Genomic DNA, 24721 nt, shown 5'->3' on the forward strand with positions numbered 1-24721 from the left:
AATAATGCAGGATTTACAGCAAACGCTTGTACAAATACTCGATTACGTTAAAGGTATTTGGATAAAGAAGCGTTACGTCATGTTATTTTCATGGCTCATTTGCCCTATTGGTTTTATTTACGTTGCCACTTTGCCCGACCAGTATGCGTCAAGAGCACAGGTATTTGTAGACACTCGCTCGGTATTGCAGCCCTTATTGAGAGGGTTAGCCATACAAACAAACCCTGACCAAGAAATTCAGATGATGGCTAAAACACTGCTGAGTAGAAGTAATGTTGAGATTATCGCCCGTGAAAGTGACTTAGACATTGCAGCGCAAACCGAGGCGCAGTTTGAGGGCATTGTAAGCGAATTGGTGAATAGTATTAGATTGAGTTCCACTGGGCGCGATAACATTTACAATATTTCGTATGAAAACAAAGATGCCATCGTGGCACAAAAGGTGGTTAAAGAAACGTTAGATTTGTTTGTTGAAGGTGCACTAGGCAACAACAGGCGCGATACCGATACCGCGGGAAAGTTTCTTGAAGAGCAAATCGCTGAATACGAATCTCGATTATCGGAAGCAGAACAAAGAGTTGCTGACTTTAAGCGCCAATATAATGATATTTTGCCGTTATCGGGAACCTACTACGCACAACTCCAACGGCTGCAGGGAGAGTTAGAAGACACACAGCTGCAAATAAAACAAACTAAGCAGCAGATAGACTCCTTAAAGTCACAAATGGCGCAGAAGAAATCCTCTGATAGTTTTGGGGTCACTAACGCTAATGAACCTGTGCTGCGTACGCGCTATGACGATAGAATCAGAGGCTTAGAAGAGCAGCTTGACACCCTAAAATTGCGCTTTACGGATAAACACCCGGATGTCATTGAAACCAAAGCGTTACTCGAAAGTTTAGAAGCAGCACGTACCAAAGAGATTGATGCATTTCTCAATGAAAGCGATGAAGATGGTACGCAACCATTGAACGATTTAAACAGAGAAATTAAGTTAGAAGTCAGCCGATACCAAAGTAATTTAGCGGCGTTAGAAGTGAAAGAAACTGACGTTAAAGCCAAGATTGCTCGCTTAGAATCCAAGGTGGACCTTATTCCGCAAATTGAGGCTGAAAATACCGCGCTGAATCGCGACTATGCAATTACTAAAGGTAAATATGAAGAGTTGCTATCGCGCAAAGAAGCAGCGGATCTTTCTCGACGCGCAGAAGTTTCCTCTGAAGAATTACAGTTTAGAATTATAGAGCCGCCTTTAGTGCCCAAGCGACCTTCTGGCCCAAATCGGTTAATACTTTATACTGCTGTATTAATTATTGGCTTTGGTTCTGGTATCGGTGTGGCATTCTTAGTCAGTCAGTTAAACCCGATTTTAATTAGGCCGAAACAACTACTCCAGATAGCCGACTACCCTATTTGGGGAACAGTGACGCATTTAGACCTAAGTGAAATAAAACGTAAAAACAGAAATCGCTTACTGATATTCTTATTGTCATCAGGCTCCATCGTCGCCATGTATGCGGTTCTAGCAGCAGCCGAAATACTGAACATCCACCTCTTAGGAGGTTTATTGTAATGAAAAATACCATTGAAAAAGCGCTTGAAAAACAAAAAGCGCAATCCAAATCTGATCCCAATGAAAATGCCGCTTTGGACACTCGCGAAAAAGTAGAAACACCTGATACTGCACCGCAACAGATGGACGACAATCACAAAGAGAGAAACATTAAGGCGAAACAGGCACCGTCCGAAGAGCCGCTTGCAACAAAGAAAACGCCAACTCGTGCTGCCAAGCCGTTTCATATCGACTTTGAGCGCCTTGCGGAAAATGGCCACGTCACATTAGGCGGCGAGCGGAAACAAATTAACGAAGAGTACCGAGAAATTAAACGAAAGCTGTTAGCGAATGCGTTTGGGCCACTCTCGAAAACGCTGAAAAACCCTAACATTATTATGGTTACCAGCAGTCGTCCTTCAGAAGGTAAAACCTTTACGGCCACAAACCTTGCATTAAGTATTGCGTCTGAGCAAGACAAAACCGTGCTATTGATTGATGCGGATGTACTAAAGCCAAATGTACTTCGTACGCTAGAACTCAAACCTAGAAAAGGGTTAATGGAATACCTGACGGGTGACGTAGAAGATATTTCCGATGTGCTATATCACACCAATGTCGATAAACTAAAGCTTATTCCTGCGGGTAAATCCCATCACCTGTCTACTGAAATGCTTGCCAGCTACAAGATGCATGAGACCGTAGATGAATTCGCCAACAGATACCCTGACCGTATTGTTATTTTTGATACCCCACCTTTGATTGGAATTAACGAAAGTGCCATTTTGGCTAACTTTGCTGGTCAAGCGGTTGTTGTTGTTGAAGAAGGTAAAGCAAAAATAGCCGACATTAAACTTGCGGTTGAACGACTGAACCCAGAAATGGCCATCGGCTTTGTAGTAAATAAATCTGTTCACAATGATACAGACCACAGCGGCTATTATGGCTACTATTATGCCGAGAGAAGTGAATAACACCGTTAAAGGTAATCGCATTAAATACAGTCAACTAGCGATTACCTTCGCAGGACTATTTTCTTCTACGACGGCCTTGGCACAATCCGACTTAAAAATAACAGCGCAGAGTGAAGCGGAAGTTATTTATCAAGATGTGCAAACGGAAACAGACGGTAACCTTTCGCTTACCACAGTAAGTATAGTCCCTAGCCTGATAGCCACTTATTCATCAAGAACGTTTTCTGGGAACTGGTCGAGCACCGTCACCCACCTAGAACGAGAAAATGATACCAGCGGCGAAGAAGACACCTATGCTGAGTATCGCTATACAGCCCAGTGGCAACCTTTTGATGAATATTTACTCCTGCAAGCTAATGGCGCACTCAATTATCAAAATACATCGTCAAGCAGTTATTTGTTGACTGATTTTGTCACGAATTCTGAAGGACTTTCGAAAACCCGCACGAACACGCTGTCGGGAACGCTACAGTTCATCAACGGCGATTGGATCACTGCGCTTGGCTCAGCTGCTTACTCTGTTGTAGAGTCTGAGGAATCAAGTACAAATTCAACCGGATTGGATAATGACAGTACTAGCCTGACGGGGACGCTTGCTAACGGTGACCGCGCCAGACGCTTGTTTTGGACGCTTACAGGAAGCTATCAGGACACCAGCCGAAGCACCGCGTCATCAGGTGACTTCTTTACCCGCGAAGGCGAGTTTACCGCTGATGCTATGTTATTTAGTGACTGGGCACTTCGTGTGACGGCCTTTCATGAAGCGAATCAAATCAATAGTACTGACAACACTGACAGCGCAACACGACAATTTAATAGCTATGGCGCTGGCATAACCTATCGACAATCTGCAGAGCGCTACATTGCCCTCACCGCCAACAGAAGTGATTCGGATACCGATGAGAATGAAACTTATGTAGGGCTTGATATCGCATGGGCCCTAAGTAGCCGAACCAGCGTGGCAGGCTCATACGATAGGCGCTTCTACGGAGAGTCCGCAGCCGCTCAAATTTCCTATAATACCAAGTATTTTCGTTCTTCTTTTTCCTACAATGAAGATGTCACCACAACGTCCAGACTACTGACCGACAGTGAAAGCTTAGGCGTATTCGTATGTGCAAGTGACGCTACGAGTATTTCTGATTGTTTTCAGCCCAGTAGCTTAGCTTACGATTTAGGTGCAGGAGAGCAGTTTGTAGAGCTAACATCCCAAAATTTAGAATTTGACGACAGTGTCATCATATATAAAAGTGCCAATACACAGATAGGTTATCAATTTTCACGGCTAACATTAGGCCTAACGTGGCGTTATACAGAAAGTGAATACCTAGAAGAGGACAGGCTAAGACGCAACTATTCGGCGGGCACTGACTTTTCTTATGATATTGGCAGCTATACCAGCCTAACGGGAAGCATCACCTACGCGAATATTGAAGAACGAGGCACAAGCACCACGGCAGGAGTGAGTGAGAATATAAACAGCACGCTTGGACTGAGTCGCACGTTTGGCGAGCACCTCACCACTTCATTGAACTTGAGCTATCTCACCACCTCTGGCAATTTAAGCCAGGTTAGCTTATATGGAAATGATTACACTGACAGGCGTATTACGTTTTCTGTCTCCTATGAGTATGAATAAAGTGCATTCTGTCACTCAATAATACTCATAGCTGCTTTGAGGTAGCAGCCGTTATGTCACTATTCTCCCTGCTCACCTTTATCTGGCGCTTTATCCGAATCCTTAAGGCGAACATAGGTTTGGTATTTCTTTTTCAATAACTTATCCATGTACTGGGTTAGTTTCACTTTGTGAAGAACCGCATCGTCTAGCGCATCAATAAGCTCCACTAGCATGCCTTTGTAATACTCACTGTCTCTCACACGGTGCCCTTTAGGTGTAACAAGAGGGACTTGCTCATCTTCAGGCATACCCTGCTCGTTCATCTCATCTGGCTCAAACATTTCTTCACGAACTTCGTCTATCACGGCCTCAACGATAGATGCTGAAATCTGAGTCTCTTCTTCAAGAAAGCTGTACAAAAACACCCTATCCATAAAGGTGTTAATTTTTCGAGGGATGCCTAAGGTAAACCCTTGTATCAGTGAAAATGCCGCTTCATCAATGGGCGCTTGTCCGCGCCAACCCGCTTGATTGAGGCGAAAATTAATGTAGGAAATGGTTTCTTCTAGCGTGAGCGGTTTCAGGTGGCACGAAGCAACAATACGCTGCCTAAACTGCTCCATGTTAGACGCCCGTAAAATAGGTTGAAGCTCTTTCTGCCCCAGTAAAAAACTTTGCAGCAACGGCTTTCCGCTTTCTTGAAAGTTAGACAGCATCCTTAATTCTTCAATCGTTTCAAGAGGAAGGTTTTGTGCTTCATCAACAATTAACAAGGCTCGGCTATTTTTAGCGTGCAAGTTTTGCAAATACACCTCAAGCGCTTGTAAAACTTCCGCTTTATTACGCCCTTCAGTGGCAAGACCAAATTTAGCCGCCACTATTTTCACTAACTCTTCTGGGGATAATTTGGGGGTGACGATTTGAACAGCATGAATTTCATCTTCAATATCCGCTAACAGGCTATTTGCGATAGTCGTTTTGCCCGTACCAATATCACCGGTAATCACAATAAAGCCTTCTTTTTGCGATAAGCCATACTGTAAATAGGCCAGCGCTCTTTGGTGCCATTTACTGGCAAAGAAAAAACTGGGATCAGGCGTTAACTGAAAAGGCTTGGCTGATAGTCCGTAAAAGCTTTCGTACATGAAAATTTCCGTATGTTGAAACGATGAAGGTGAACCCACTATTGAACGGTCAGTTGGCCTAGGACTTTCCTAAGCCACTCGTTACTAGGACAGCTTATTTTTAGTGATACGTTCAATAATGCCTGTGGTTGAAACGCCGTCTTCAAAGGTAAGCACTTTGACTTCACCACCGTTTTCAATGACTTCCTTTCCACCGGCGATGTCTTCAATTTTATAGTCGCCGCCCTTAACTAAGATGTCCGGCAAAAGCCTGGCGATAAGACGCTGCGGCGTATCTTCTTCGAAAGGTACAACCCAGTCTACCGCACTCAAACCTGCAAGCACGGCCATTCTTCTATTCACATTATTAACCGGGCGTCCAGGGCCTTTTAATTCGGTAACGGAACGATCAGTATTTACCGCAACGATGAGTCTATCGCCTAGTTGAGCGGCTTCTTCCAGATAACTCACGTGCCCAGAGTGCAAAATATCGAAGCAGCCGTTGGTCATCACAATGCGTTCACCTCGACTTTTAGACGCGCGCATTGCTATCGCTAACTGCTCTTCAGACATCACACCACCATCTAAATGAACAGATTGTTCACCCACAGCAAGCGCCAATTCTGTGTTGGTCACAGTAGATGTGCCTAATTTCCCTACCACGACACTGGCAGCTAAGTTTGCCAATACGCAAGCTGCTTGCATGGGTAAGCGGCTCGCTAGCGCTACCGCTAGGGTAGACACCACAGTATCACCCGCGCCAGTGACGTCGTACACTTCCTTCGCTTTAGCCGGTAAGTGAAATTCATCTTCGCCGGTTTCAAATAGCGTCATGCCATCTTCAGAACGGGTAAGCAGTAGGCCATCTAAAGATAACGAAGCTTTTAATGATTGGGCACTTGCCACTAGCGATTGTTCATTATCTTGCTCGCCGACAACTGCATACAATTCGGCCACATTTGGCGTAATTAAGGTTGCATTCGCATATTTTTCAAAGTCGCTACCTTTGGGATCGACAATGACTTTTTTACCTTTTTGTTTTGCTGCGCGAATCAGTGATTGAGGGTCACTTAAACACCCTTTCGCATAGTCGGAAAGAATAACGATATCCACATCGTCTAGGGCTTGATTAAAGGTAGTGAGCAACGCGGATTTATCAACATCAGCAAAACTCTTTTCAAAATCTAAGCGTAACAGTTGCTGATTTCTACTCATCACCCTAAGTTTAGTAATGGTATCGCGCTCTGGAACCTCGAAAAACTCGCAGTTTATATCAAAAGAACTGAGTTTCTCTTTAAGGATACGGGCGTTTTCATCGTGACCACACATGCCTAAAAGGGTAACTTTCGCCCCTAATGTGGCGACGTTAACCGCCACATTGGCGGCGCCGCCCGGCCGGTCTTCCGACCCACTAACATTAACCACAGGCACAGGAGCCTCTGGAGAAATGCGACCCGTACCGCCACTCCAATAGCGATCGAGCATTAGGTCACCCACAATTAGCACCTTGGCTTGACTAAAATCTGGTAAAATCATTAATCAGACAACTTTATCGATGTGTTTCAAATTGCCTGAGAGTATAACAGCCCAGAACGGGAATACCCATAACCTGCCAGGTACTTGGTATCTTTATATTGTAGAAAATAGATTAGGTCACCTGTACACGGGGATCACCACCAACCCACAGCGCAGAATTAAACAACATAACGGTTTATTAGCAGGCGGCGCAAAGGCCTTAAAAGGCAAAGCCCCCATTGTGTATAAAGTGCTTTTTGAGATTGGCTGCAGAACTCGTGCAGCCCAGTTAGAATATGAAGTTAAACAGCTGAGTGGCGCACAGAAGCGTAAAATAGTGACCACTAAGGTACTCCACGATAGTCACTGCGTATTGCAGCAATTTCATGGGTAGCCGTTGTGCATGGTTTTGCTAGCAACCTCGGCTAGCCCCCTAATACACCATTAATGATCATGGCCGTGCCAATACTTAAGGTAAATCCTAAAGCAGCCACCCCCACATTGTGTTGCTGGTCTACCTCCTGTCGAAAGTTCATGCCAAACAAAATAACTTTTTTGCTAAACAGCACCAGCAAGTGAAGCGCAATGGCTAAAGAAACACTGACAATCAACCAACCGGTTACATTACTCACATACGCAGAAGGGTAATAAATAAGCACGTCCTTCGCCGCAGAAACAATCATCGCGGTACCAAGAAGATTGCCCGAATGTTCTATCGCCAGCGCTAATTGCCCTTTTCTTAACGCTCCTTGGAAAGAATCATTTTGGTTGTCTTTAGCGTAGCGCACTTCAAGTATCCTCGTCATTACAAGCAACATAGTAAGGACTACAAGGAACCCTGTAACTATGGCAATGATGGCATTCATATCTGTGCCGTCTACCCAAACCATAATGTTGTGCAATACAATGGCACTTGCCACCAAGCTTGCTGCATCTACTAACGCAATACTGACACTTCTATCCGCAATCATGGCGTGGGTATCTACTCTATTTAGCACCAGCTTGTCATGAGCAAATCGGCCAATTTTCACAAGCAAAATACCCACGCCGCCAAACAGCAACATACCTTCAACCGCCTGCCAATAGCCCTGCCCTATGTGCCGCCCTACCACTGCACTTAGCACTATACAAAGGGATAGCCAGCCGCCGGCAATACTGATCCCAAACGCAAAATTGTCTTTTACCCCAAGCTCTTCGGCCACAGAATTATCACGCATAGCGCCTGACAGCCATTTCATCACCAATAAAAGGACGAGTGCTATTCCCACATCAATGGCAAGGTATCCCCACAAATCTCTATTCAAAGGTACGAGCTTTACTAGCGTGTCCAAAGCGGTATCTCCTTTTTCTGGTCACATCACGTTATGGCTGGAGGCCGGCTGCGAAGTATGCCAGACTAATTCAGCTTACTAACTGTAATTATTAATTATGTTAATACTAATATTATTGATGCCAATATTATGCCAATAGACAACACAAATAGCATGAACCAAACGCAACTTGTGGAAAAATACTGGGAATCGTTAATCACCCACACCCCGAACAAAAATCGAATTTTAGCGAATGAAGCCGACATTAAACGGGTATTTTCTCGCTCGCCATTTGTTGCCGACGTGTGCGCAAAACACCCCGAGTGGCTAGTGGAATTGTTAGACTTTGCCGCGCCATCAATGCCGCAAAGCTACTATCATCAAAAAGTCAGTGAGTACGTTAGCCAAGCGAAAACCGAAGATGAGTTGGCTAAGGCATTAAGGCGTTGCAGACAATTTCACATGGCAGCAATTACGTTTTCAGACGTGCTGAACAGGCAGAGTATTGATGCGTCTCTGCTGCAAGTATCGTCGTTAGCAAACGCCCTTATCGAGCAGGGGTATACGTGGTTGTATTCATCGCTATGCAGCAAGCATGGCACACCAGTTGGTTCTCATGGGCCTATGCCTATGTACATATTGGGCATGGGAAAGTTAGGCGGTCACGAGCTTAACTTTTCATCCGATATCGACCTCATTTTCACTTACCCAGAAAAAGGGGAAACGCAAGGCGGGAAGAAATCGTTAGAGCACCAACAGTTCTTCACCCGACTTGCCCAAAAATTGATTCAGGCACTCAACAAAGTGACCGTTGATGGTCAGGTATATCGCGTAGATATGCGTTTACGTCCGTTTGGCGAATCTGGGCCCCTAGTGTTGCATTTTGATGCCATGGAAGACTACTACCAAGAACAAGGTCGCCATTGGGAGCGCTTTGCTATGGTAAAGGCCAGGGTTATTAACAGTGATGACTCTTCTTATGAAGCGACACTACAGGCCATTTTGACCCCCTTTACCTTTCGCCGCTATCTCGATTTCACCACCCTTGATGCGCTGCGCAACATGAAAAAACTCATCGCCACAGAAATCAGACGCAGAAAGCTAAACAACAATATTAAACTGGGTGCCGGCGGTATTCGCGAAGTCGAGTTTTTTGCCCAAAGTTTTCAGTTGATTCATGGTGGAAGGGAACCTTCTCTACAAAGTAAGTCATTACTTACTACACTCAAGGCCCTTGAGGAGAATGAAATCGTAGAAAATGAGGTGGTTGAAGCATTAAAGCAAGACTACCTGTTTCTTCGCAAGGTAGAACATACTTTACAACAATACCGTGACCAACAAACCCAGACCCTGCCAGAAGATGAAGATCAAAGACAGGCCCTTATAGAGGTGATGGGCTTTCCAAACTACGCGCAGTTTTTAACCCATCTTGACGCAGTTATGGCGAGAATTCACGGGCACTTTAACGAGCTTATTGAAGAATCTCAAGATGCCCATGACCCACAAGACAGCTTATTTTCTGCCTGCTGCGACGCATGGCAATTACAGATGGTAGAGCATGAGTTTTGTCAAACCTTTGCCTCTTATTTACCACCTGAAGATGCGTCAAGGGTGCAGCACTTGCTCTTGGATTTTAACCAAAATCAACGTCGCTATTTGCTAGGGCAACGGGGCGAAGATACGTTAAACAAACTGATTCCCGAAATTTTATACGTGCTTATCACCCATAACGCACAAGGTGTGCCTTACATACTCAAACGCGTGTTAGGCGTAATTTCAGCAATAACAGGCCGTACCACCTACTTGGATTTATTATTAGAAAACCCAGATGTGCTAAAACAATTAGTGCGTTTATGTGAACGAAGTGAGTGGGTTGCCAATGAAATAAAACGCTTTCCTTTGCTATTAGATGAGTTATTGACGCCTTTGTATCTTGAGCAGCAAGATACCGACATTGTGACAAGCAAAAACGATTACATCAGTGAACTAAGACAGTCTTTGCTGAGAGTAGAACCTGATGATGTAGAAGCCATGATGGATACCTGGCGACAGTTTAAGCTTTGCCAGCAATTGCGAATTGCAGCAAGTGACATCAGTGGCTCACTGCCTATTGCCAATGTAAGTGACAAGCTTACCGTGTTGGCTGAAGTAGTTTTAGAACAAGTGGTGCACGCCGCATGGCATCAAATATCTGAACGTTTTGGCGTACCCAATCACTTAACCGCAGACAATTCTGGTTTTGCCGTTGTAGCCTATGGAAAGCTTGGCGGATACGAATTAGGTTATGGTTCAGATTTGGATTTAGTGTTTCTACATAACGCGCCAAGAGAAGCCACCACCACTGGTGCTAAATCTATAGAAGCCCAACAGTTTTATATAAAGCTGGCTCAACGCATCATGCACCTACTTAATACGAAAACCTTGTTCGGACAATTGTATGAAACCGACCTGCGCCTTCGTCCTTCTGGAAACGCTGGTTTGCTTTGTTGCCATCTGGACGGTTTCAAACGCTATCAACAAGAAGAAGCATGGACTTGGGAGCATCAGGCATTAGTTAGAGCCCGTGGTGTATGCGGCGATAAAACCTTATTAACCCAATTTGCTGACGTAAGAGCAGAAATTCTTGGTCAACCGCGGGACAAAGCGGCGTTAAGAGACGAAGTGTGTAAAATGCGTACAAAAATGCGTCAACATCTTCTAAATGAAAAAGCGCAAAAGGTAGATTTAAAACAATGTGTGGGAGGCATAACTGACATTGAGTTTATGACCCAATACTGGGTATTAGCCAATGCCAGTACAATACCCAGTATAACACGCTACACTGACAATCTCCGCATTCTCAATGAAGCCGCCCAACATGGGGTTATTGACGACAAGCAGGCGAAAATGCTTCAGGATGCTTACCTTGCGTTACGCGAGCAATATCACCACTTAACGCTAGCCGATACCAAATACGCAGATCAAACGGATCAACTCGCTAAGCTACGGGAGCAGGTTACTGGTTACTGGACTGGCATTTTTAGCGAAATATGCAAATAACCTAACCTTGAACGACTTGGCAGTTTTCAATTAAAAATGGGGTCTCCCTGGCGGAGACCACCAAAGAACGTTGTTCAGGGCAAATATAGGCGGTTACTGTACCAGAGAAGCTGCTGTCGATAGCACTCGCTATCTTTGCTAGCGAACCTGCTACCGTGTTATCCAGTTGAAATTGGTACTTTATGACAAAGTCCTGCTCTAAATTCCAAATAAGCTGCATTCCCTCAGCTTGTGCATAAGAGGATATGGCTTCTCTTAAGGTAACCCCTTCTTTAAAGGTTCTAAATTTATGTTCCCCCGTCCATTTTTCATCCACAGGCTTAGCCTCGCTAGACATGCGTGCTAATTTTGTGTCGAGCTGTGGATCAACGCCGGCAATATCCAACACGAAATCCCCTTGCTCCTCTTTAAGCGGGTCGGTAGAGGACATCCGATATTCACGGTAAAAGTCACTTAAACCCTCGGATACTGTTTTGTCTTTCGTTTCCCCTTCCGGTAAAGGTGCATTTTCTTTACGTTGTTGCACATAAATCATTACGCCAGCAACGATAACCAGCACCACAGCCAGTGCAATCTGACGCGCCCAAAACATTGAGCTTGAGTAACTTTTTTGAGCCATTGGTAAGAGGTAAGCCTAATAAAATAAAAGAGAAAAGATAAACTAAACTTATACCAGTATAAGTCAGTTCTCAATACGGCCTCACCATAATTCATCCTAATGTCGCAGTATCTCTTCTCTCTCTTTCTCGTTGTTAGGCATCAATCATATAAAGAAGGCGATTCAGGCGTAGGACGCGTTTTAAACCTTTTATGCATCCACAAATAACTTTCAGGCTGCTCTTTTACTGCGCTATCCACATGGGTATTTAGTTCAGTAAGCGCAGAAATGTCATCCATGTCGCCTAGGTGTTCTAGAGGGGGATATATTTTAATTTTATAACCCCGCTTGGTGTATTGGGATGTGATCATCATAGGCACACTATTTGAGCGACGGATAAACATTAACGTGGCCGTGGTGGTCGCCGTTTCTTTAACCCCACCAAAAGGTACAAAAATACTCTGCTTACGACCGTAGTCTTGATCTGGAAGGTATAAACACAGTTCTTTTTCATCAAGTGCTTCAAGTAAGGCTTTGGCGTTACGCTTGTGAATCATGTATTTATTAGAGCGGTTTCTGCCGTGATACTGTAAGTAATCCATTAAAGGGTTATTGTGTTTACGGTAAAAGGCAATACTCGGGTGAAAATAGCCAATCCCACGACAAGCGAATTCCAAATTCATATTATGCAGTGCCATACCGAACACGCCCTTGCCTCTCTCCAAAGCAGCTTCAACATGTTCATAGCCTTCAATCTCGATAGCGCGTCTGACTCGCCACGATGGCCACCACCATCCCATGGCGGTTTCAAATAACGCCATACCGGTGCGTTTGATATTTTCTTTTACCAATGCGTCTATTTCGTGGTCGGTTAATGATGGGTCCCAAAGTTCAATGTTACGGCGGGCAACCTTGGCGCGCTTTGGCACAATGAGGGCAATTAGTTTGCCTATTCTTGCCCCTATAAATTGAATCACAGGTAACGGGAGCCAGGTAATAATATAAAGAAGCAAAACGCCTATCCATACACCCCAGTATTTGGGGCCTAAATAGGAGATCTTAAATGAAGGTGCTTTTATTGCCGCCGCCAACGTGTTTATTCCTTACTGCTGATTTGCGCGACATTGTACCAGAGGGAATGAGAGTAGAAAGGTCTGATGAGAGGAGTAAGGTAATTTCTCTCTCACCGAAAAGGGCTATTCAGTTTTAATACACCAATTAAGCGACTTCCTACTAATACTCCTTGTCTATTTGCATGAGCCGTTTTTCAAAAACCTCAAAATGCGCTTTCGAGTCATAATCGAAATGGTACTGATTATGAAAACCAAATTGCAGTTTAACGTTGGCATCTTCTACGAAAAGCGTGTAACCGTCTAAATCTGTATAAGCGGTTATTCCATTCAACTGGTAGTGTTCATCATTCTTCGAACCATGTTGACGAATTTTATCAAACACCTGTAATAAAAATTTACTATCAAGTTCGTTCTTCATTGTTGGTCCATTATTCTGTGACTGTGATGATTATTACCTAAACGCGGCCCATTTGGATTACTCATTCTAGTGACTTTCACCCGTATATTTGCCTCACGCTTTGTCACTTTCTGCCAATTCCCCCCCCAGCATAGAGATTAAATTTTGTACACAAAAGGGCTTTTTTGTTAGTTAAACGTAAAAATATTCGTGAATAATAATTCTAAGCAATTGAAAAATAGCCATTATTTACAAAATTTGATCTTTTTGAAATCTAATGTACTATTAACCCACAACAACTGGTCAGATGAGCGGATGAGTTAATATGAGTATCAGAACTAGCTTAAAGAAAGTACTACCCCCAATTTCAGTCACAGAACAAGAAGCATTAGATGCTGGTGATGTCTGGATTGAATCTTCTATTTATCAGGGTAAGCCTGACATGCAGGCGCTTCGCGATATCCCGCAGGCAAAACTGAGTGCAGAAGAGCAGGCATTTATGGACGGCCCAGTGTCAGAATTACTGGGTATGATTGATGATTTCGAGTTAAACAACGGCGATCACATTCCTCAAGACGTTTTAGACTTCTTGGGTAAAAACCGTTTCTTCTCTATGATCATTCCAAAGAAATTTGGTGGACTAGAATTCAGCCCGTACGCGAACTCAACCATTGTTGCCACGATTGCAGCAAAGAGTGGCGCTATTGCGGTTACTGTAATGGTACCTAACTCGTTAGGCCCTGGTGAGCTTCTAATGCACTATGGCACAAATGAACAGCAAGATTACTGGCTTCCGCGCCTTGCCGATGGTCGTGACATTCCATGTTTCGCATTAACCAGCCCAGAAGCGGGTTCAGACGCTGGTGCTATTCCTGACGCCGCTATCGTGACGAAAGGCGAGTACAACGGTGAAGAAGTACTTGGTCTGCGAGTAAGTTGGGACAAGCGTTATATCACGCTAGCACCAATTGCTACGGTACTTGGTTTAGCATTTAAAGTATTCGATCCAGAGCAACTTCTTGGCGACAAATTAGAGCTGGGTATCACCTGTGCCCTATTACCTAAGTCTCACCCTGGTGTTGAGCTTGGTAACCGTCACGACCCCATGGGCGTACGTTTTTACAACGGTACAACCCGTGGTCAAGACGTGTTCATCCCAATGGACTTTATCATTGGCGGTCAAAAGAACATCGGTCGTGGTTGGCAGATGCTAGTAAGCTGTCTTGGTGCAGGTCGTGGTATTTCACTTCCAGCGATGGGCGTTGCAACGGCACAGTCTGCGTTTAAAGGTACAGTTGAGTATTCATTCGTTCGTGAACAATTCGGTGTGCCGATTGGTCGCTTCGAAGGTATTCAAGAGAAGATGGCAGACATTGCTGGTAAGACATTCTTACTTGAAGCTATGCGTGTTTTAACTACAGAAGGCTTAGGCTTAGGCGTTAAACCATCGGTTGTTACCGCTATTGCTAAGTATCACATGACCGAACTTGGCCGTGATGTAATGAACTCGGCGATGGATATTCAAGCAGGTAAAGCAATTCAACGTGGCCCGCAAAATACCCTTGCAGGCGGATATGCTGCACTTCCTATTGCCATTACGGTTGAAGGTGCAAACATCCTTACTCGTAACCTCATGATTTTCGGTCAAGGTGCAATGCGTTGTCACCCTTACTTGAAAGACATGGTTGACCTTATTCACAGCAACGAAAGTTCTGCTGATAAAGAATTCAACAAGGTACTACGTAAAACGGTTGGCTTTAGTGTTAAGAATGCATTCCGTAGTTTTGGTAAAGGTTACTTACCTTTCCTACGCGGTTCAGAGTCTGCATTGCCTGAAGTACGTAAGTACGAAAAGCGTGTAAACAGCATCTCAGCTAAATTAGCACCACTTGCTGACTTATCACTTGCCGTACTTGGCGGTGACCTTAAGAAGGCAGAGTTACTTTCAGCCCGTCTGGGTGATGTAATGAGTTACCTTTACGGTGCAATGGCAGCGATTCGTTTTTACGAGCAGCGCATTGAAGATCGTAAACTTGCACTACCGTATTTCGAATACGCCATGCAGTGGTCATTACAACAAGCGGATCAGGCAATTGTTAACTTCATCAACAATTTCCCGAACACGCCGACTCGCGGCCTAATGCGCTTACTGACCAACACCTACTCAAACAGTGTTGCAGGTATTAGTGATGAACTAGTTCGTGAATTGTCTATGGCATCTATGCAAGACAACAGTGTGAAAGCGCAACTTACTCACTTAGTTCGCGTTAGCCCAGGTGATGGTAACGACATTAACGAACAAGCGTTTAAAGCGAAGCACGCGGTAGCGCACCTACTTGGCAAAGTGCAAAAAGCGCTGCGCAAAGAGCCGGTTGTACCTTTCATCTCTTTTGAACATGCCCTTAATAAGCTTCAAGAGAAAGGTGTTGTGAACGCGCAAGAAGCAGCGCAACTTCACGATTACAACGAAAAACGTAAACTGGCCGTTCGCGTTGACGAGTATACGTTCGACATGGAATTGCTGCCAGCGTCGCAAACGTTAAAGGCTGTTGACGGCGGGCAAAACGCCGCGTAACACCACGTTATATCTAAAAAGCCCCAACTGAGTTTGGGGCTTTTTTTTGCGCTGTTTTTCGTCGTGAAATACATTATGAATAAGATTGCAACATTTCTATAACGACAAAGCCACTGAATATACCTTACAAAAATAGACTTTTTTCTTGTCGTTTTCTACGCTAAAGCTATCCCGCTTTTAAAAGCGTTTCTCAAACAAGGATTTGTGTAGTGAACATGTTATTCAGGCGATATCTCATGTTGCCAGTTTCGTTCTCCGTTTTCTCTCTGTTTTTCGCGTTATTTAGTACCAATAGCTACGGGGCTCATGAGGATAAAAAATACATTATTGGCTATATTAATCACCCTCGTGTAAACGCATTCTATAAGCCGCTTATTCAGCGTGCCTATGAAGATATTGGCATTACGCCAATCTTTGAAGAAGTCGGTGGTGAACGGGGTTTAAGGTTACTCAATCAGGGTATGACGGATGCCGATGTTATTCGCTACGATGTCGCATCGCAACAAGACAATAATATACTCATTGTCGAACCCGCGTTATCTCACGGCGCTTCCTATTTACTATGTATGCGCAAGGTAAAATGCGATAAAAGTATTATCGATGATCCAAACAGTGCCATTGCAGCCACCACACGATTTTTCGATAACATGAAAGCTAAGCCGTCAGAACTTGCCGCCAACATATTTGAGTTTGATGATTTTCACCACGTCATTTCTTTATTGCTCAATGGACGATTTAACTATGCCATCTTACCTAGCGATAATTCTGAACATGAAGAATTTAAGCGCGCAGGCATTGAATATGTTCCCCTTGTTGAGCATGCGCTTGTTCACGTGATTCATAAGAAACACGAGCATCTACTTGATAAGCTATCCCAGGCTATTGCTAAACAACTCAATGAAGCCAAACCTTAACGCGTTCGCCTTAGATATAAAAACGCCCGCTAAATGCGGGCGTAACAACTTAATGTACGATGTTTTCTAACCGTTAATCAAACATGTACTTCATCGACAATACCGTGGTGCGTCCGTTGAGTGGGCGAGCACGGATATAGCTTCCCACTTCAGCCGACCCTTCTTCAGACTCAGTAATAATGAACTCATCAGTTGCATTGTTCACGTTTAATGACACTGAAAATTGGTCGTTAACCCAATAAGTGGCAAATAGATTAACCAGGTTGTAACCGTCTTGCTTCAGGTCATTGTTATCTTGCACGTAATATTCAGTCGAACCTTGTAATGACGCACCGACAGACCAGGTGTCAGTCACGTATTCAGGTGTAATGGTCCAAATCCAATCAGCTTGACGACGAGGCGTATTGCCCTCCAGTGTCGCATTATTTACGTCCTTACTAATTTCAGCATCTGTCCAGGTGAGGTTACCTGACACAACGATATTATCTGTTGCAGTCCAACGCCCTTCAAACTCAAGACCCGTCGCTTCATATTCACGCATAAAGGTCAGTCCACTGGTGACTTCTGCCTGAGTATCTTCTGTTACCGTATCAAATAAGGTTGCGTTAACCATCAGGTCTTTGGTGCCGTATTTGAAACCGACTTCTAGTTGCTTAGTCGTATCGTAGCCAGAGGTCGTGTCAGTTAAGCTTCCATCTGTGTTTAGCGTGCCACTAATTTGTAGCAATCTATCTGCGATAGCACGGCCACCTTTTGAGTAGCGCGCAAAGAAGGTTTGGGTGTCGCTCAATAGGTATGAGCCTCCTACAGAGTATGACGTGTTACTGGCATCGTAGTTTACAATCTGTGAACTGGCACCAGCGCGATTTAAGTTAATAACACCGCCGTATATGAAGCCACTGTTTGTCGCCGAGGCATCTTCAATTTGTTCAATCACGCCATTACCATTAATATCGTAATCAGCGTTCCCACCACAACAAGAGGATATTAATTCACCTGACGCCTCTGTTGTATCGTAGCGTACAGATGCATCAATAAGAATGTTATCAGACAGTTCAAATCCCACGTTCATGTAGGGTGCTTTGGTCACATAGTTTAAATCCCATTCCCATGATAGAAAGCTCGGCGATAACAAGCCATTTGAAACCAGTTCTACGCCATCACCATTGGTAATAGTGAGTAACTGCGAGTTACTGCCATCAAGGGTTTGAATAAAGGTTTGCCAGCTTGACCAGCTTGTTGCAATGTCTTGATTTGAGTAGTAGTAACCTACAGTGACATCAAAGCCATTATCAAATTCTTTGCGTAAACTAAAGTCATTGATCATGTTACCTAAGTCGTTAATGCGGGTATCAAATTGCAAGTTCGTAAAGGCTTCACCTGTATAAACTTCCCCTGCATCTGGCCCGTTAGCCAAGGTGACTGTCGTTGTGTCACAATTCAACGCATTACCATCACCATCAAGTGCAGAGCTACACAGTGAGGCGGCGAAATCTGAGACATCACCCGGCCCTTCTGGAAAAGTGTCGGTGAAGGGGGCTATAAAGCCACCCGAAATATCAGAGATTCTAAACTTATTCAGTAGGTAAAGATTTTCAGCAACCTCTAAATCCACCTCAACGCCGAACGAGCTTACTTTCGATTCAATACCATCGCGGACATCACGGTTTTCTGCATTGCCATAGGCATCAAAGGTTGAGATGTTGGTGTTGTACGCTGAATTCAATGACTGAGAGCTTGCGTCATATCCTGGCACAGCGCCGTATTCACCATCGCCTTTAACCAATACAGGCGAAGGCAAATAAGTAGAAACTTTGTCGTCTAAGTTTTTGTAGTAGAAACGTATATGACCATTATCTAGCATCTTAGTGATGTTAAATTTAACTTGGCCACCTTGATCGCCATTGTAGCCTGTTTCCCGAGGGCCTTCCCCATTGCGGGCAAAACCTGCAATGTGATAGTACAAGTCATCGCTAATCTCGCCACCGTAGCGAAAATCTAATCGAAACTCATCGTAATCAACACCAAAAGACGTCCCAATGGCACCGCCACCTAGCTCGCCGGTATTACTGATCATATTAATAACACCACCAGGGGAGTTACTCGCGAAGGTAGATGCAGACCCCCCGCGTATGGCTTCCACATTGGCTACTGACCAGTCATAACGTAAGAAGTTATCCGCGTTGCCAAAATTTATATCGCCGTACTCCAACACAGGCAAGCCATCTTCGTGGATTTGAAGAAACTTAGAACCGCCAGTGGCGAGTGGAATACCACGGATAGTAATATTGGCGTTACCGCCACCGCCAGAAGATTCAGCACGAATTCCCGGCAGTGCGCGAAACACTTCTGCCGTAGAACGAGGTGCAAGTTTAATAATGTCACTTTCGTCAAAGGCACTTACTGAGACGCTAGCTTCTTGCATTGTGGCACCTCCAGGAGCGGCAGTGACCACAATTTGTTCAAATTTTTCTTTATTCTTTTGTTCGACGTCAGCGTTATCTTGAGCAATTACTGAACTAGAAAACGCTGCGCATACGGCAAGAGTAATCAAACTTTTAGTGTGTTGTGTTTTCATATTTTTCTCCGGCAGTGTGTGAGCCGTTGTGTTAATAAGCATGGCACAGATTTTTTTAACAACCAACTTAATCGATTAAGAAGACGATAAAGAAGATATAGTATGCGCCAGCAATTGTAAACACCCTGTGAAGAAAAAAATTTCAATGGTCGCTTTACATACTATTTTTTAACAATAAAAAACAAAAAGACACGGGTTAATTTATAGACTAATAGATACTTGTTTGGCTGAAGGTTTTAGCGAAAATAGGCGTGCTAAAAAATGCGTGCTATTGTTTAATTAATCAGCTAGTTAAATTTTCGTCACGTCTCTTCTTTTCTTGGAATGATTAAGCATTGTGAAAAGCCCTAGTTCATATAGTCCTCCGGTTTCATCTCCCACCATTAGCGTCCAAATGCACCGTGATTTAGTGGATATGTTGGTAGGAAACATATTTACTGGCCTAGCCATGACCTTAATTGCCTTCTCAGGGCTAGTATTTGGCTTTCAAAATGAAGAAGGACACGATGTAAAAGTTCTACTTTGGGGCGTGATGGTTTGCCTCTCTGTATGTCGCTTAACCCATGGTATCTATTGGCACATAAAGCTAAAAGGCAGCCATTACAACCCTAAGTCGGTAGAGGCACTATTTGCTATAGGTTTATACCTCACGGGGGCGGTGTGGGCGGCTTACTCCTTAATGCTTTTTAATACCATGACCACTATTGAGCTCGCCTCCACTATGGTGGTTTTAGCTGCCATGGCCGGTGGCGCTGCGTCAGTATTAGCCCCAAATAAGTGGATAGTGACTTACTATTGCACAGCCTTGTTGCTTCCCATGTCGCTATGTGCACTTCTCGACAATGAGCGAAGTATTATTGTATTAGGTATATTAGGTGTGGTTTTTTGGGTGGGAATACTCACTAATTCATTAGGCACCCATCGATTTATTGTTAATACCGTTCGGCTAAGAGAGCACAATAACGACTTAATGGAACAGCTCGTTTCCGATCGACAGGAAACAGCAAAAGTTAATGAAATGTTGAGAGAAACGAATGCTCAACTCGATGACGCAAATGCAAATTTAGAACAGCAGGTTGAGAAAAGAACACAAGACATATTTCGCCTATCGAACCGCGACCCTCTCACCGACTTACTGAATAGAAACGGTTTTTTAAAACACCTAAACGCCCTTTTAGATACATCAAAAGCGCTAGGAAATAACCTGGCCATACTATTTATAGACTTAGATGGCTTTAAGCAGGTGAATGACAGCTTAGGTCACAAAGTTGGGGATATTGTCTTGGCTGAAATTGCTACCCGGCTTACCAAATATTGCGAAAAAGATCACCTTGCCCGATGGGGAGGCGATGAATTTGTTGTGGTGGTTCCTTATGCCACTGTTGATACCGCAGTGGCCGTGGCGCATGCCATGCGTAGTGGCGTTACCCTGCCTATCATTGCATCGGACAATCAAGTCACTTTAGACGCCACCATTGGCATAGCCATTTACCCCCAACACGGCAAAGACGCGCTTTCGTTAATTCAGCAAGCTGACTTAACAATGTACGATCAAAAGCGAAGCCAACGAGGCACCGTTGGTGTCTTTAGCGAAGTTTTACACGAGCAAATTAGGCAAGAACAATATCTGTGCGAACACTTACGCCATGCTATTGCCAGAAGCGAAATGTCGGTTCACTATCAACCCATCATGTGTTCACAACAACAACGCATTAGCTCTGTAGAAGCCCTGTTGAGATGGGAACACCAAGGCGAGCAAATTTCTCCCACTGATTTCATTCCCTTAGCCGAACGTAGCGGTTTAATTATAGATATAGGAACCTGGGTGCTCAACCGTGCCTGTATAGATGCCTCTCAGTGGAATTTTGAAAACTCAATTGCGGTTTCGGTCAACGTCTCTATCAATCAACTTATCGATGATACATTTATTTCTATATTGCAACGCGCACTCGACACCTCGTCGCTCTCCCCTTCTCTCTTGCACCTGGAAATCACTGAAAGTGTATTCGCAAAAAACGAAAAGGCCGTGGCAACTCAGTTGGCTGCCATAAAAGCGTTGGGGGTAAAGATTTCAATAGATGATTTTGGGACAGGGTATTCTTCATTGAGTCGTCTCGCGTCTATGCCTTGCGACTTTGTAAAAATTGATCGTTCATTTGTGCAGAATACCAGTGAAGGTAGTGATACTATTATGCGCGCTACTATGCTCATTGCCCAAGAATTTGGCTGTAAGACAATAGCGGAAGGCATAGAAACCAACACCCAAATGCTACATATAAAAAGCTTAGGTGTTAACTATTTCCAAGGTTTTTACTACGCAAAGCCTATGCAATCGAGCGATCTTATAACTTGGTATAACGAAAACTACTAATCTCCATGGCTCAACTTTATTTTTATTACTCTGCGATGAACGCAGGCAAATCTACTTCGCTACTTCAATCAGCATATAATTACCGCGAACGGGGTATGCACTCACTTATCTATACTGCATCCTTAGACGACAGATATGGGATTGGAAAAGTTACATCACGCATTGGCTTACAAGCAGATGCTAAGCTTTACAGCAAAGACGTCGACTTGTACGCCGCTATCAGTGAAGATCATAACAAACAAAAGCTAGATTGCGTGTTCATTGACGAAGCGCAATTTCTCACTAAACAACAGGTTCGTCAGCTAGTGGACGTGGTAGACGAGCTTAGAATTCCAGTGTTGGCCTACGGTCTACGTACCGATTTCCTAGGTGAAACCTTTGAAGGTAGCCACTATTTACTGGCTTGGGCTGATAAACTTTTTGAATTGAAAACCGTGTGTCACTGCGGTAGAAAAGCGAATTTTGTGGTGCGCTTAGATGAAAATGGAAAGGCGGTGACGGCTGGCGACCAAGTGCAAATTGGCGGTAATGACCGTTACGAGTCTATGTGTAGGCGCCACTTTAAAGCCCTAGTATGGCAATAGCGGGGCAATAACGCGACTTGCCATGCACGGGTACCCACGCTCGCTTTGCATGAGGAAATCTTCTTCAATTAGAAGGTTTCTCCCCGTTTTATTTCAAACGGCAGTATTTCGTCTTTATCGCGACTTTCCAATAACGCAGTGGCGGCCATTTCACCTTTTTTGTCACTCGCTTGGCAAACAGTAGTCAGATTGGGGCGTGTCCGTTCCGCCTCTTCGATACCATCAAAGCCGGTGATTTTTAGTTCTTCTGGTACCTTTATGCCCAGGGAAAGTGCGCTTTGTAACAGCTCAAGCGCAATAATATCACTCATGCACAACACCGTATTAGGCCGTGGGCTGCTATGTAATACTTCTTTGGCAGCCTGTTTTGCAAAGCTTCTGTCACTCTCTGGGATATGCCATATCCAATCATTTTCAATGATCAGCCCTTTTTCTTCAATGGCGCGAATATAGCCGTCTAAACGACGGTGTGATATTGAGGATTCAACTTCGATAAGTGGGCTGTCATAGATTCGACACGTGCTTGGAGAATCGATAAGGCGTAACCCTAAAATAGCAACATGATCATCATTGGCAATGGCTTGAGAGGCAACCTCGTAGGCGGCTTTTTCATTATCAATATTGATAGACGGCAAGCCATCAATATTGAAATCTACCGTTATGGCAGGCTTAGTTTGCCTAACCACTTCTTCCGCTAATTTGGGGTTTCTTGGTGCGCCGTAACAGATAAACCCATCAACAAAGTCAACCACATCTAGAATAGACTCAGAATCTCCCGCATACAGGAGTAAATGCTTGCCTTGCTGTTGCAAGACCCGAGAAACCCCTTTAATGAAGGTACTGGCCACAGGGTCACTCACCGTATAGGCAATGCTGTCTGCCAGAATAAGGGCAACAATATTAGAGCGACCTTTGCGTAGAATTTGCGCGGCTTTATTCGGGCCCGTATAGCCTATTTTTTCACATTCAGCGAGGATAGCTTCTCGTCGTGCCGCGGAGAGCTGATCAGGGCGATTAAACGCATTTGAAATCGTGGCGGTGGACACACCTAACTGCAAGGCCACATCTTTAAGGGTAAGCTTATTTTTGTTCATTAGTTTGCTTCTTAAACAAGAGGGCTAAGGTCTCATCAATAAGGTGAGACAACACTGCAATACACGCGTGCATTCTGGATGTTGAATATTGGCAAGTCATACTGGCCACCTGCCCTCTTAAACGATTAACACGAACGCTAACATAACCGATTAACACTATGATGTAAAAGCGCGCGAGTTGTCACCAAGCGTTATCACTAACGGGTTCCAAAGATTTTATCTCCAGCGTCACCTAGCCCAGGTAAAATATAGCCTTTCTCATTTAACCGCTCATCAATGGCTGCGGTAAATATCTCAATATCAGGATGGGCATCAATGACCGCTTTTATCCCTTCTGGAGCGGCGACCAAAAATAAACCCAGTATTTTGGTACACCCTTTCTTTTTCAACAAATCAATGGTCGCGATAAGTGTGCCACCTGTGGCCAACATGGGGTCGACAATAAGCGCGGTACGTTCATCAATATTCTTCACAACCTTATCAAAATAGGCAACAGGTTGAAGCGTCTCTTCATCACGATAAAGCCCCACCACACTAATCTTCGCATTAGGAATTAACTCCAATACGCCTTCAAGCATACCTAGACCCGCACGTAAAATAGGGACGACGGTAATTTTCTTACCTTTAATTTGTTTTACTTCTACTTCGTCACCTGACCAGCTTTTTATCACAGCACGCTCCGTAGGCAGCGTTCGGGTGGCTTCGTAAGTAAGCAAATTACCCACTTCCGAGGCTAATTCGCGAAAGTCTTTGCTGCTAATTTTCGCGTTTCTCATCAAACCCAATTTGTGTGCAATAAGCGGGTGAGTAATTTCATGAACGGCCATAATGCTTTCCTTTAAACTGTTTCTCTTATTCTAACCCGTTCAAGGATAATGACAAAATCAAGCTGACGTATTTCCGTCAACACTCACCGTGCCACCATCAGGCAAGGTTACCTCAACCTTTAAACTTCCCCCTACCGCCGCTAAATAGGCAGCTGCCCGGTGAAGCGGTACGTCTTGAATACGTTTAGACTCAAGTTTGCTTACACCCGATGCGGTAACGCAAAGCGCCAGCGCCACGACCTCTTGCTTGACTCTGTGCTGCTTTCTGATCTCGCCTAATGTTAATTCTCTCATTTTATTGCCATCCAATTTTGGGCATAAAAAAAGCCCAGATGTTTGTTAACTTCTGGGCTCTTACAAAACGTTTTTACTCTCAATGCCCAGAAGCGAATACTAGCCCCTGAACACTTAGCTTCAAGGCGCTATGCGTAGGTAAAATTATAAAAATAATTGTTTAAAACGTTTTGCATGATGAATTCTCTGTGACTTAGCGCAGGCTCAGTCCTGCTACTCGTGTCTTTAACCATACCAGTATTTTAGGTAATGACAACTGTTTTCCCATTGTCACTTTTCAA

General features: G+C 44.2%; 19 protein-coding genes. 9 read left to right on the plus strand and 10 right to left on the minus strand.

From position 1 onward, the window contains the following. Positions 1–4 precede the first annotated feature (4 nt). Genes EP13_RS13025 through EP13_RS13035 form a run of 3 tightly spaced genes read left to right on the plus strand, consistent with a single transcriptional unit; the run spans position 5 to position 4165 of the window. Positions 5–1573, plus strand: coding sequence for an XrtA system polysaccharide chain length determinant (locus EP13_RS13025; protein ID WP_044057664.1), 1569 nt, complete (start codon positions 5–7; stop codon positions 1571–1573). Further along, on the plus strand, positions 1573–2526 hold the full coding sequence (locus EP13_RS13030; RefSeq protein ID WP_044057665.1) for an XrtA-associated tyrosine autokinase: 954 nt from the start codon (positions 1573–1575) through the stop codon (positions 2524–2526). Before EP13_RS13025 ends, EP13_RS13030 begins: the two co-directional genes overlap by 1 nt. After that, complete coding sequence (locus EP13_RS13035; RefSeq protein WP_231497866.1) at positions 2471–4165, plus strand: TIGR03016 family PEP-CTERM system-associated outer membrane protein; 1695 nt, start codon at positions 2471–2473, stop codon at positions 4163–4165. The genes EP13_RS13030 and EP13_RS13035 overlap by 56 nt, the downstream gene beginning before the upstream one ends. 59 nt (positions 4166–4224) lie before the next feature. Here EP13_RS13035 and EP13_RS13040 read toward each other — a convergent pair whose 3' ends face one another. Further along, positions 4225–5292 carry an XrtA/PEP-CTERM system-associated ATPase gene (locus tag EP13_RS13040; RefSeq protein WP_044057667.1) on the minus strand — a complete coding sequence of 356 codons (1068 nt, stop codon included), beginning with the start codon at positions 5290–5292 and terminating at the stop codon, positions 4225–4227. Positions 5293–5376: 84 nt separating this feature from the next. Then, positions 5377–6807 carry a bifunctional D-glycero-beta-D-manno-heptose-7-phosphate kinase/D-glycero-beta-D-manno-heptose 1-phosphate adenylyltransferase HldE gene (gene hldE / locus EP13_RS13045; protein ID WP_044057668.1) on the minus strand — a complete coding sequence of 477 codons (1431 nt, stop codon included), beginning with the start codon at positions 6805–6807 and terminating at the stop codon, positions 5377–5379. A gap of 31 nt (positions 6808–6838) precedes the next feature. Between hldE and EP13_RS13050 the strand changes: the two genes are divergently transcribed. Beyond that, positions 6839–7180 carry a GIY-YIG nuclease family protein gene (locus EP13_RS13050; protein ID WP_044449664.1) on the plus strand — a complete coding sequence of 114 codons (342 nt, stop codon included), beginning with the start codon at positions 6839–6841 and terminating at the stop codon, positions 7178–7180. 31 nt (positions 7181–7211) lie between these two features. Here EP13_RS13050 and EP13_RS13055 read toward each other — a convergent pair whose 3' ends face one another. After that, positions 7212–8117, minus strand: a complete 906-nt coding sequence (locus EP13_RS13055; RefSeq protein WP_044057669.1) for a DUF350 domain-containing protein — start codon at positions 8115–8117, stop codon at positions 7212–7214. Between the two features lie 129 nt (positions 8118–8246). Here EP13_RS13055 and glnE point away from each other — a divergent pair, with 129 nt between their 5' ends. After that, positions 8247–11135 (plus strand): bifunctional [glutamate--ammonia ligase]-adenylyl-L-tyrosine phosphorylase/[glutamate--ammonia-ligase] adenylyltransferase, encoded by a 2889-nt coding sequence (glnE, locus tag EP13_RS13060; protein ID WP_044057670.1) that lies wholly within the window; start codon positions 8247–8249, stop codon positions 11133–11135. A gap of 1 nt (position 11136) precedes the next feature. On the opposite strand, the gene EP13_RS13065 is transcribed toward glnE, so the two are convergent. The 3 genes from EP13_RS13065 to EP13_RS13075 all read right to left on the minus strand — a co-directional run bounded on the left by EP13_RS13065 (position 11137) and on the right by EP13_RS13075 (position 13224). Then, on the minus strand, positions 11137–11754 hold the full coding sequence (locus EP13_RS13065) for a TcpQ domain-containing protein (RefSeq protein WP_044057671.1): 618 nt from the start codon (positions 11752–11754) through the stop codon (positions 11137–11139). Between the two features lie 140 nt (positions 11755–11894). Next, a complete protein-coding gene (gene lpxL, locus EP13_RS13070) occupies positions 11895–12824 on the minus strand; it encodes an LpxL/LpxP family Kdo(2)-lipid IV(A) lauroyl/palmitoleoyl acyltransferase (RefSeq protein ID WP_044057672.1) in 930 nt (309 codons plus the stop codon). 142 nt (positions 12825–12966) lie between these two features. Then, positions 12967–13224: a DUF3081 domain-containing protein gene (locus EP13_RS13075; protein WP_044057673.1), complete on the minus strand. Its 258-nt coding sequence runs from the start codon at positions 13222–13224 to the stop codon at positions 12967–12969. A 304-nt stretch (positions 13225–13528) separates the two neighbouring features. On the opposite strand from EP13_RS13075, the gene EP13_RS13080 reads away from it, so the two are divergent. Next, entirely contained in the window at positions 13529–15778 is a 2250-nt protein-coding gene (locus EP13_RS13080) for an acyl-CoA dehydrogenase (RefSeq protein WP_044057674.1), read from the plus strand. Between the two features lie 236 nt (positions 15779–16014). Beyond that, a complete protein-coding gene (locus tag EP13_RS13085) occupies positions 16015–16692 on the plus strand; it encodes a hypothetical protein (protein ID WP_231497867.1) in 678 nt (225 codons plus the stop codon). Positions 16693–16765: 73 nt separating this feature from the next. Here the strand turns inward: EP13_RS13085 and EP13_RS13090 are convergent, their stop codons facing one another. Next, complete coding sequence (locus EP13_RS13090; protein ID WP_044057676.1) at positions 16766–19270, minus strand: TonB-dependent receptor; 2505 nt, start codon at positions 19268–19270, stop codon at positions 16766–16768. Between the two features lie 394 nt (positions 19271–19664). Between EP13_RS13090 and EP13_RS13095 the strand changes: the two genes are divergently transcribed. Both EP13_RS13095 and EP13_RS13100 read left to right on the plus strand, forming a co-directional pair. Then, entirely contained in the window at positions 19665–21641 is a 1977-nt protein-coding gene (locus EP13_RS13095; RefSeq protein WP_052364398.1) for a putative bifunctional diguanylate cyclase/phosphodiesterase, read from the plus strand. Between the two features lie 5 nt (positions 21642–21646). Further along, on the plus strand, positions 21647–22225 hold the full coding sequence (locus EP13_RS13100; RefSeq protein WP_044057677.1) for a thymidine kinase: 579 nt from the start codon (positions 21647–21649) through the stop codon (positions 22223–22225). 68 nt (positions 22226–22293) lie between these two features. On the opposite strand, the gene EP13_RS13105 is transcribed toward EP13_RS13100, so the two are convergent. The 3 genes from EP13_RS13105 to EP13_RS13115 all read right to left on the minus strand — a co-directional run bounded on the left by EP13_RS13105 (position 22294) and on the right by EP13_RS13115 (position 24440). Continuing rightward, positions 22294–23319, minus strand: a complete 1026-nt coding sequence (locus tag EP13_RS13105; RefSeq protein WP_044057678.1) for a LacI family DNA-binding transcriptional regulator — start codon at positions 23317–23319, stop codon at positions 22294–22296. A 197-nt stretch (positions 23320–23516) separates the two neighbouring features. Next, positions 23517–24146: a uracil phosphoribosyltransferase gene (gene upp / locus EP13_RS13110; protein WP_044057679.1), complete on the minus strand. Its 630-nt coding sequence runs from the start codon at positions 24144–24146 to the stop codon at positions 23517–23519. Between the two features lie 57 nt (positions 24147–24203). Then, a complete protein-coding gene (locus EP13_RS13115; RefSeq protein WP_044057680.1) occupies positions 24204–24440 on the minus strand; it encodes an XRE family transcriptional regulator in 237 nt (78 codons plus the stop codon). Positions 24441–24721: the final 281 nt, after the last annotated feature.

The sequence above is a fragment of the Alteromonas australica genome (assembly GCF_000730385.1).
Lineage (GTDB): Bacteria > Pseudomonadota > Gammaproteobacteria > Enterobacterales > Alteromonadaceae > Alteromonas > Alteromonas australica.

What these genes read in the sequence shown, in the direction of transcription:
- EP13_RS13025 (WP_044057664.1), top strand. Translation starts at nt 5, where the DNA reads ATGCAGGATTTACAGCAAACGCTTGTACAAATACTCGATTACGTTAAA.
- EP13_RS13030 (WP_044057665.1), top strand. Translation starts at nt 1,573, where the DNA reads ATGAAAAATACCATTGAAAAAGCGCTTGAAAAACAAAAAGCGCAATCC.
- EP13_RS13035 (WP_231497866.1), top strand. Translation starts at nt 2,471, where the DNA reads ATGATACAGACCACAGCGGCTATTATGGCTACTATTATGCCGAGAGAA.
- EP13_RS13040 (WP_044057667.1), bottom strand. Translation starts at nt 5,292, where the DNA reads ATGTACGAAAGCTTTTACGGACTATCAGCCAAGCCTTTTCAGTTAACG.
- hldE (WP_044057668.1), bottom strand. Translation starts at nt 6,807, where the DNA reads ATGATTTTACCAGATTTTAGTCAAGCCAAGGTGCTAATTGTGGGTGAC.
- glnE (WP_044057670.1), top strand. Translation starts at nt 8,247, where the DNA reads ATGCCAATAGACAACACAAATAGCATGAACCAAACGCAACTTGTGGAA.
- EP13_RS13065 (WP_044057671.1), bottom strand. Translation starts at nt 11,754, where the DNA reads ATGGCTCAAAAAAGTTACTCAAGCTCAATGTTTTGGGCGCGTCAGATT.
- EP13_RS13075 (WP_044057673.1), bottom strand. Translation starts at nt 13,224, where the DNA reads ATGAAGAACGAACTTGATAGTAAATTTTTATTACAGGTGTTTGATAAA.
- EP13_RS13080 (WP_044057674.1), top strand. Translation starts at nt 13,529, where the DNA reads ATGAGTATCAGAACTAGCTTAAAGAAAGTACTACCCCCAATTTCAGTC.
- EP13_RS13085 (WP_231497867.1), top strand. Translation starts at nt 16,015, where the DNA reads ATGTTGCCAGTTTCGTTCTCCGTTTTCTCTCTGTTTTTCGCGTTATTT.
- EP13_RS13090 (WP_044057676.1), bottom strand. Translation starts at nt 19,270, where the DNA reads ATGAAAACACAACACACTAAAAGTTTGATTACTCTTGCCGTATGCGCA.
- EP13_RS13095 (WP_052364398.1), top strand. Translation starts at nt 19,665, where the DNA reads ATGCACCGTGATTTAGTGGATATGTTGGTAGGAAACATATTTACTGGC.
- EP13_RS13100 (WP_044057677.1), top strand. Translation starts at nt 21,647, where the DNA reads ATGGCTCAACTTTATTTTTATTACTCTGCGATGAACGCAGGCAAATCT.
- EP13_RS13105 (WP_044057678.1), bottom strand. Translation starts at nt 23,319, where the DNA reads ATGAACAAAAATAAGCTTACCCTTAAAGATGTGGCCTTGCAGTTAGGT.
- upp (WP_044057679.1), bottom strand. Translation starts at nt 24,146, where the DNA reads ATGGCCGTTCATGAAATTACTCACCCGCTTATTGCACACAAATTGGGT.
- EP13_RS13115 (WP_044057680.1), bottom strand. Translation starts at nt 24,440, where the DNA reads ATGAGAGAATTAACATTAGGCGAGATCAGAAAGCAGCACAGAGTCAAG.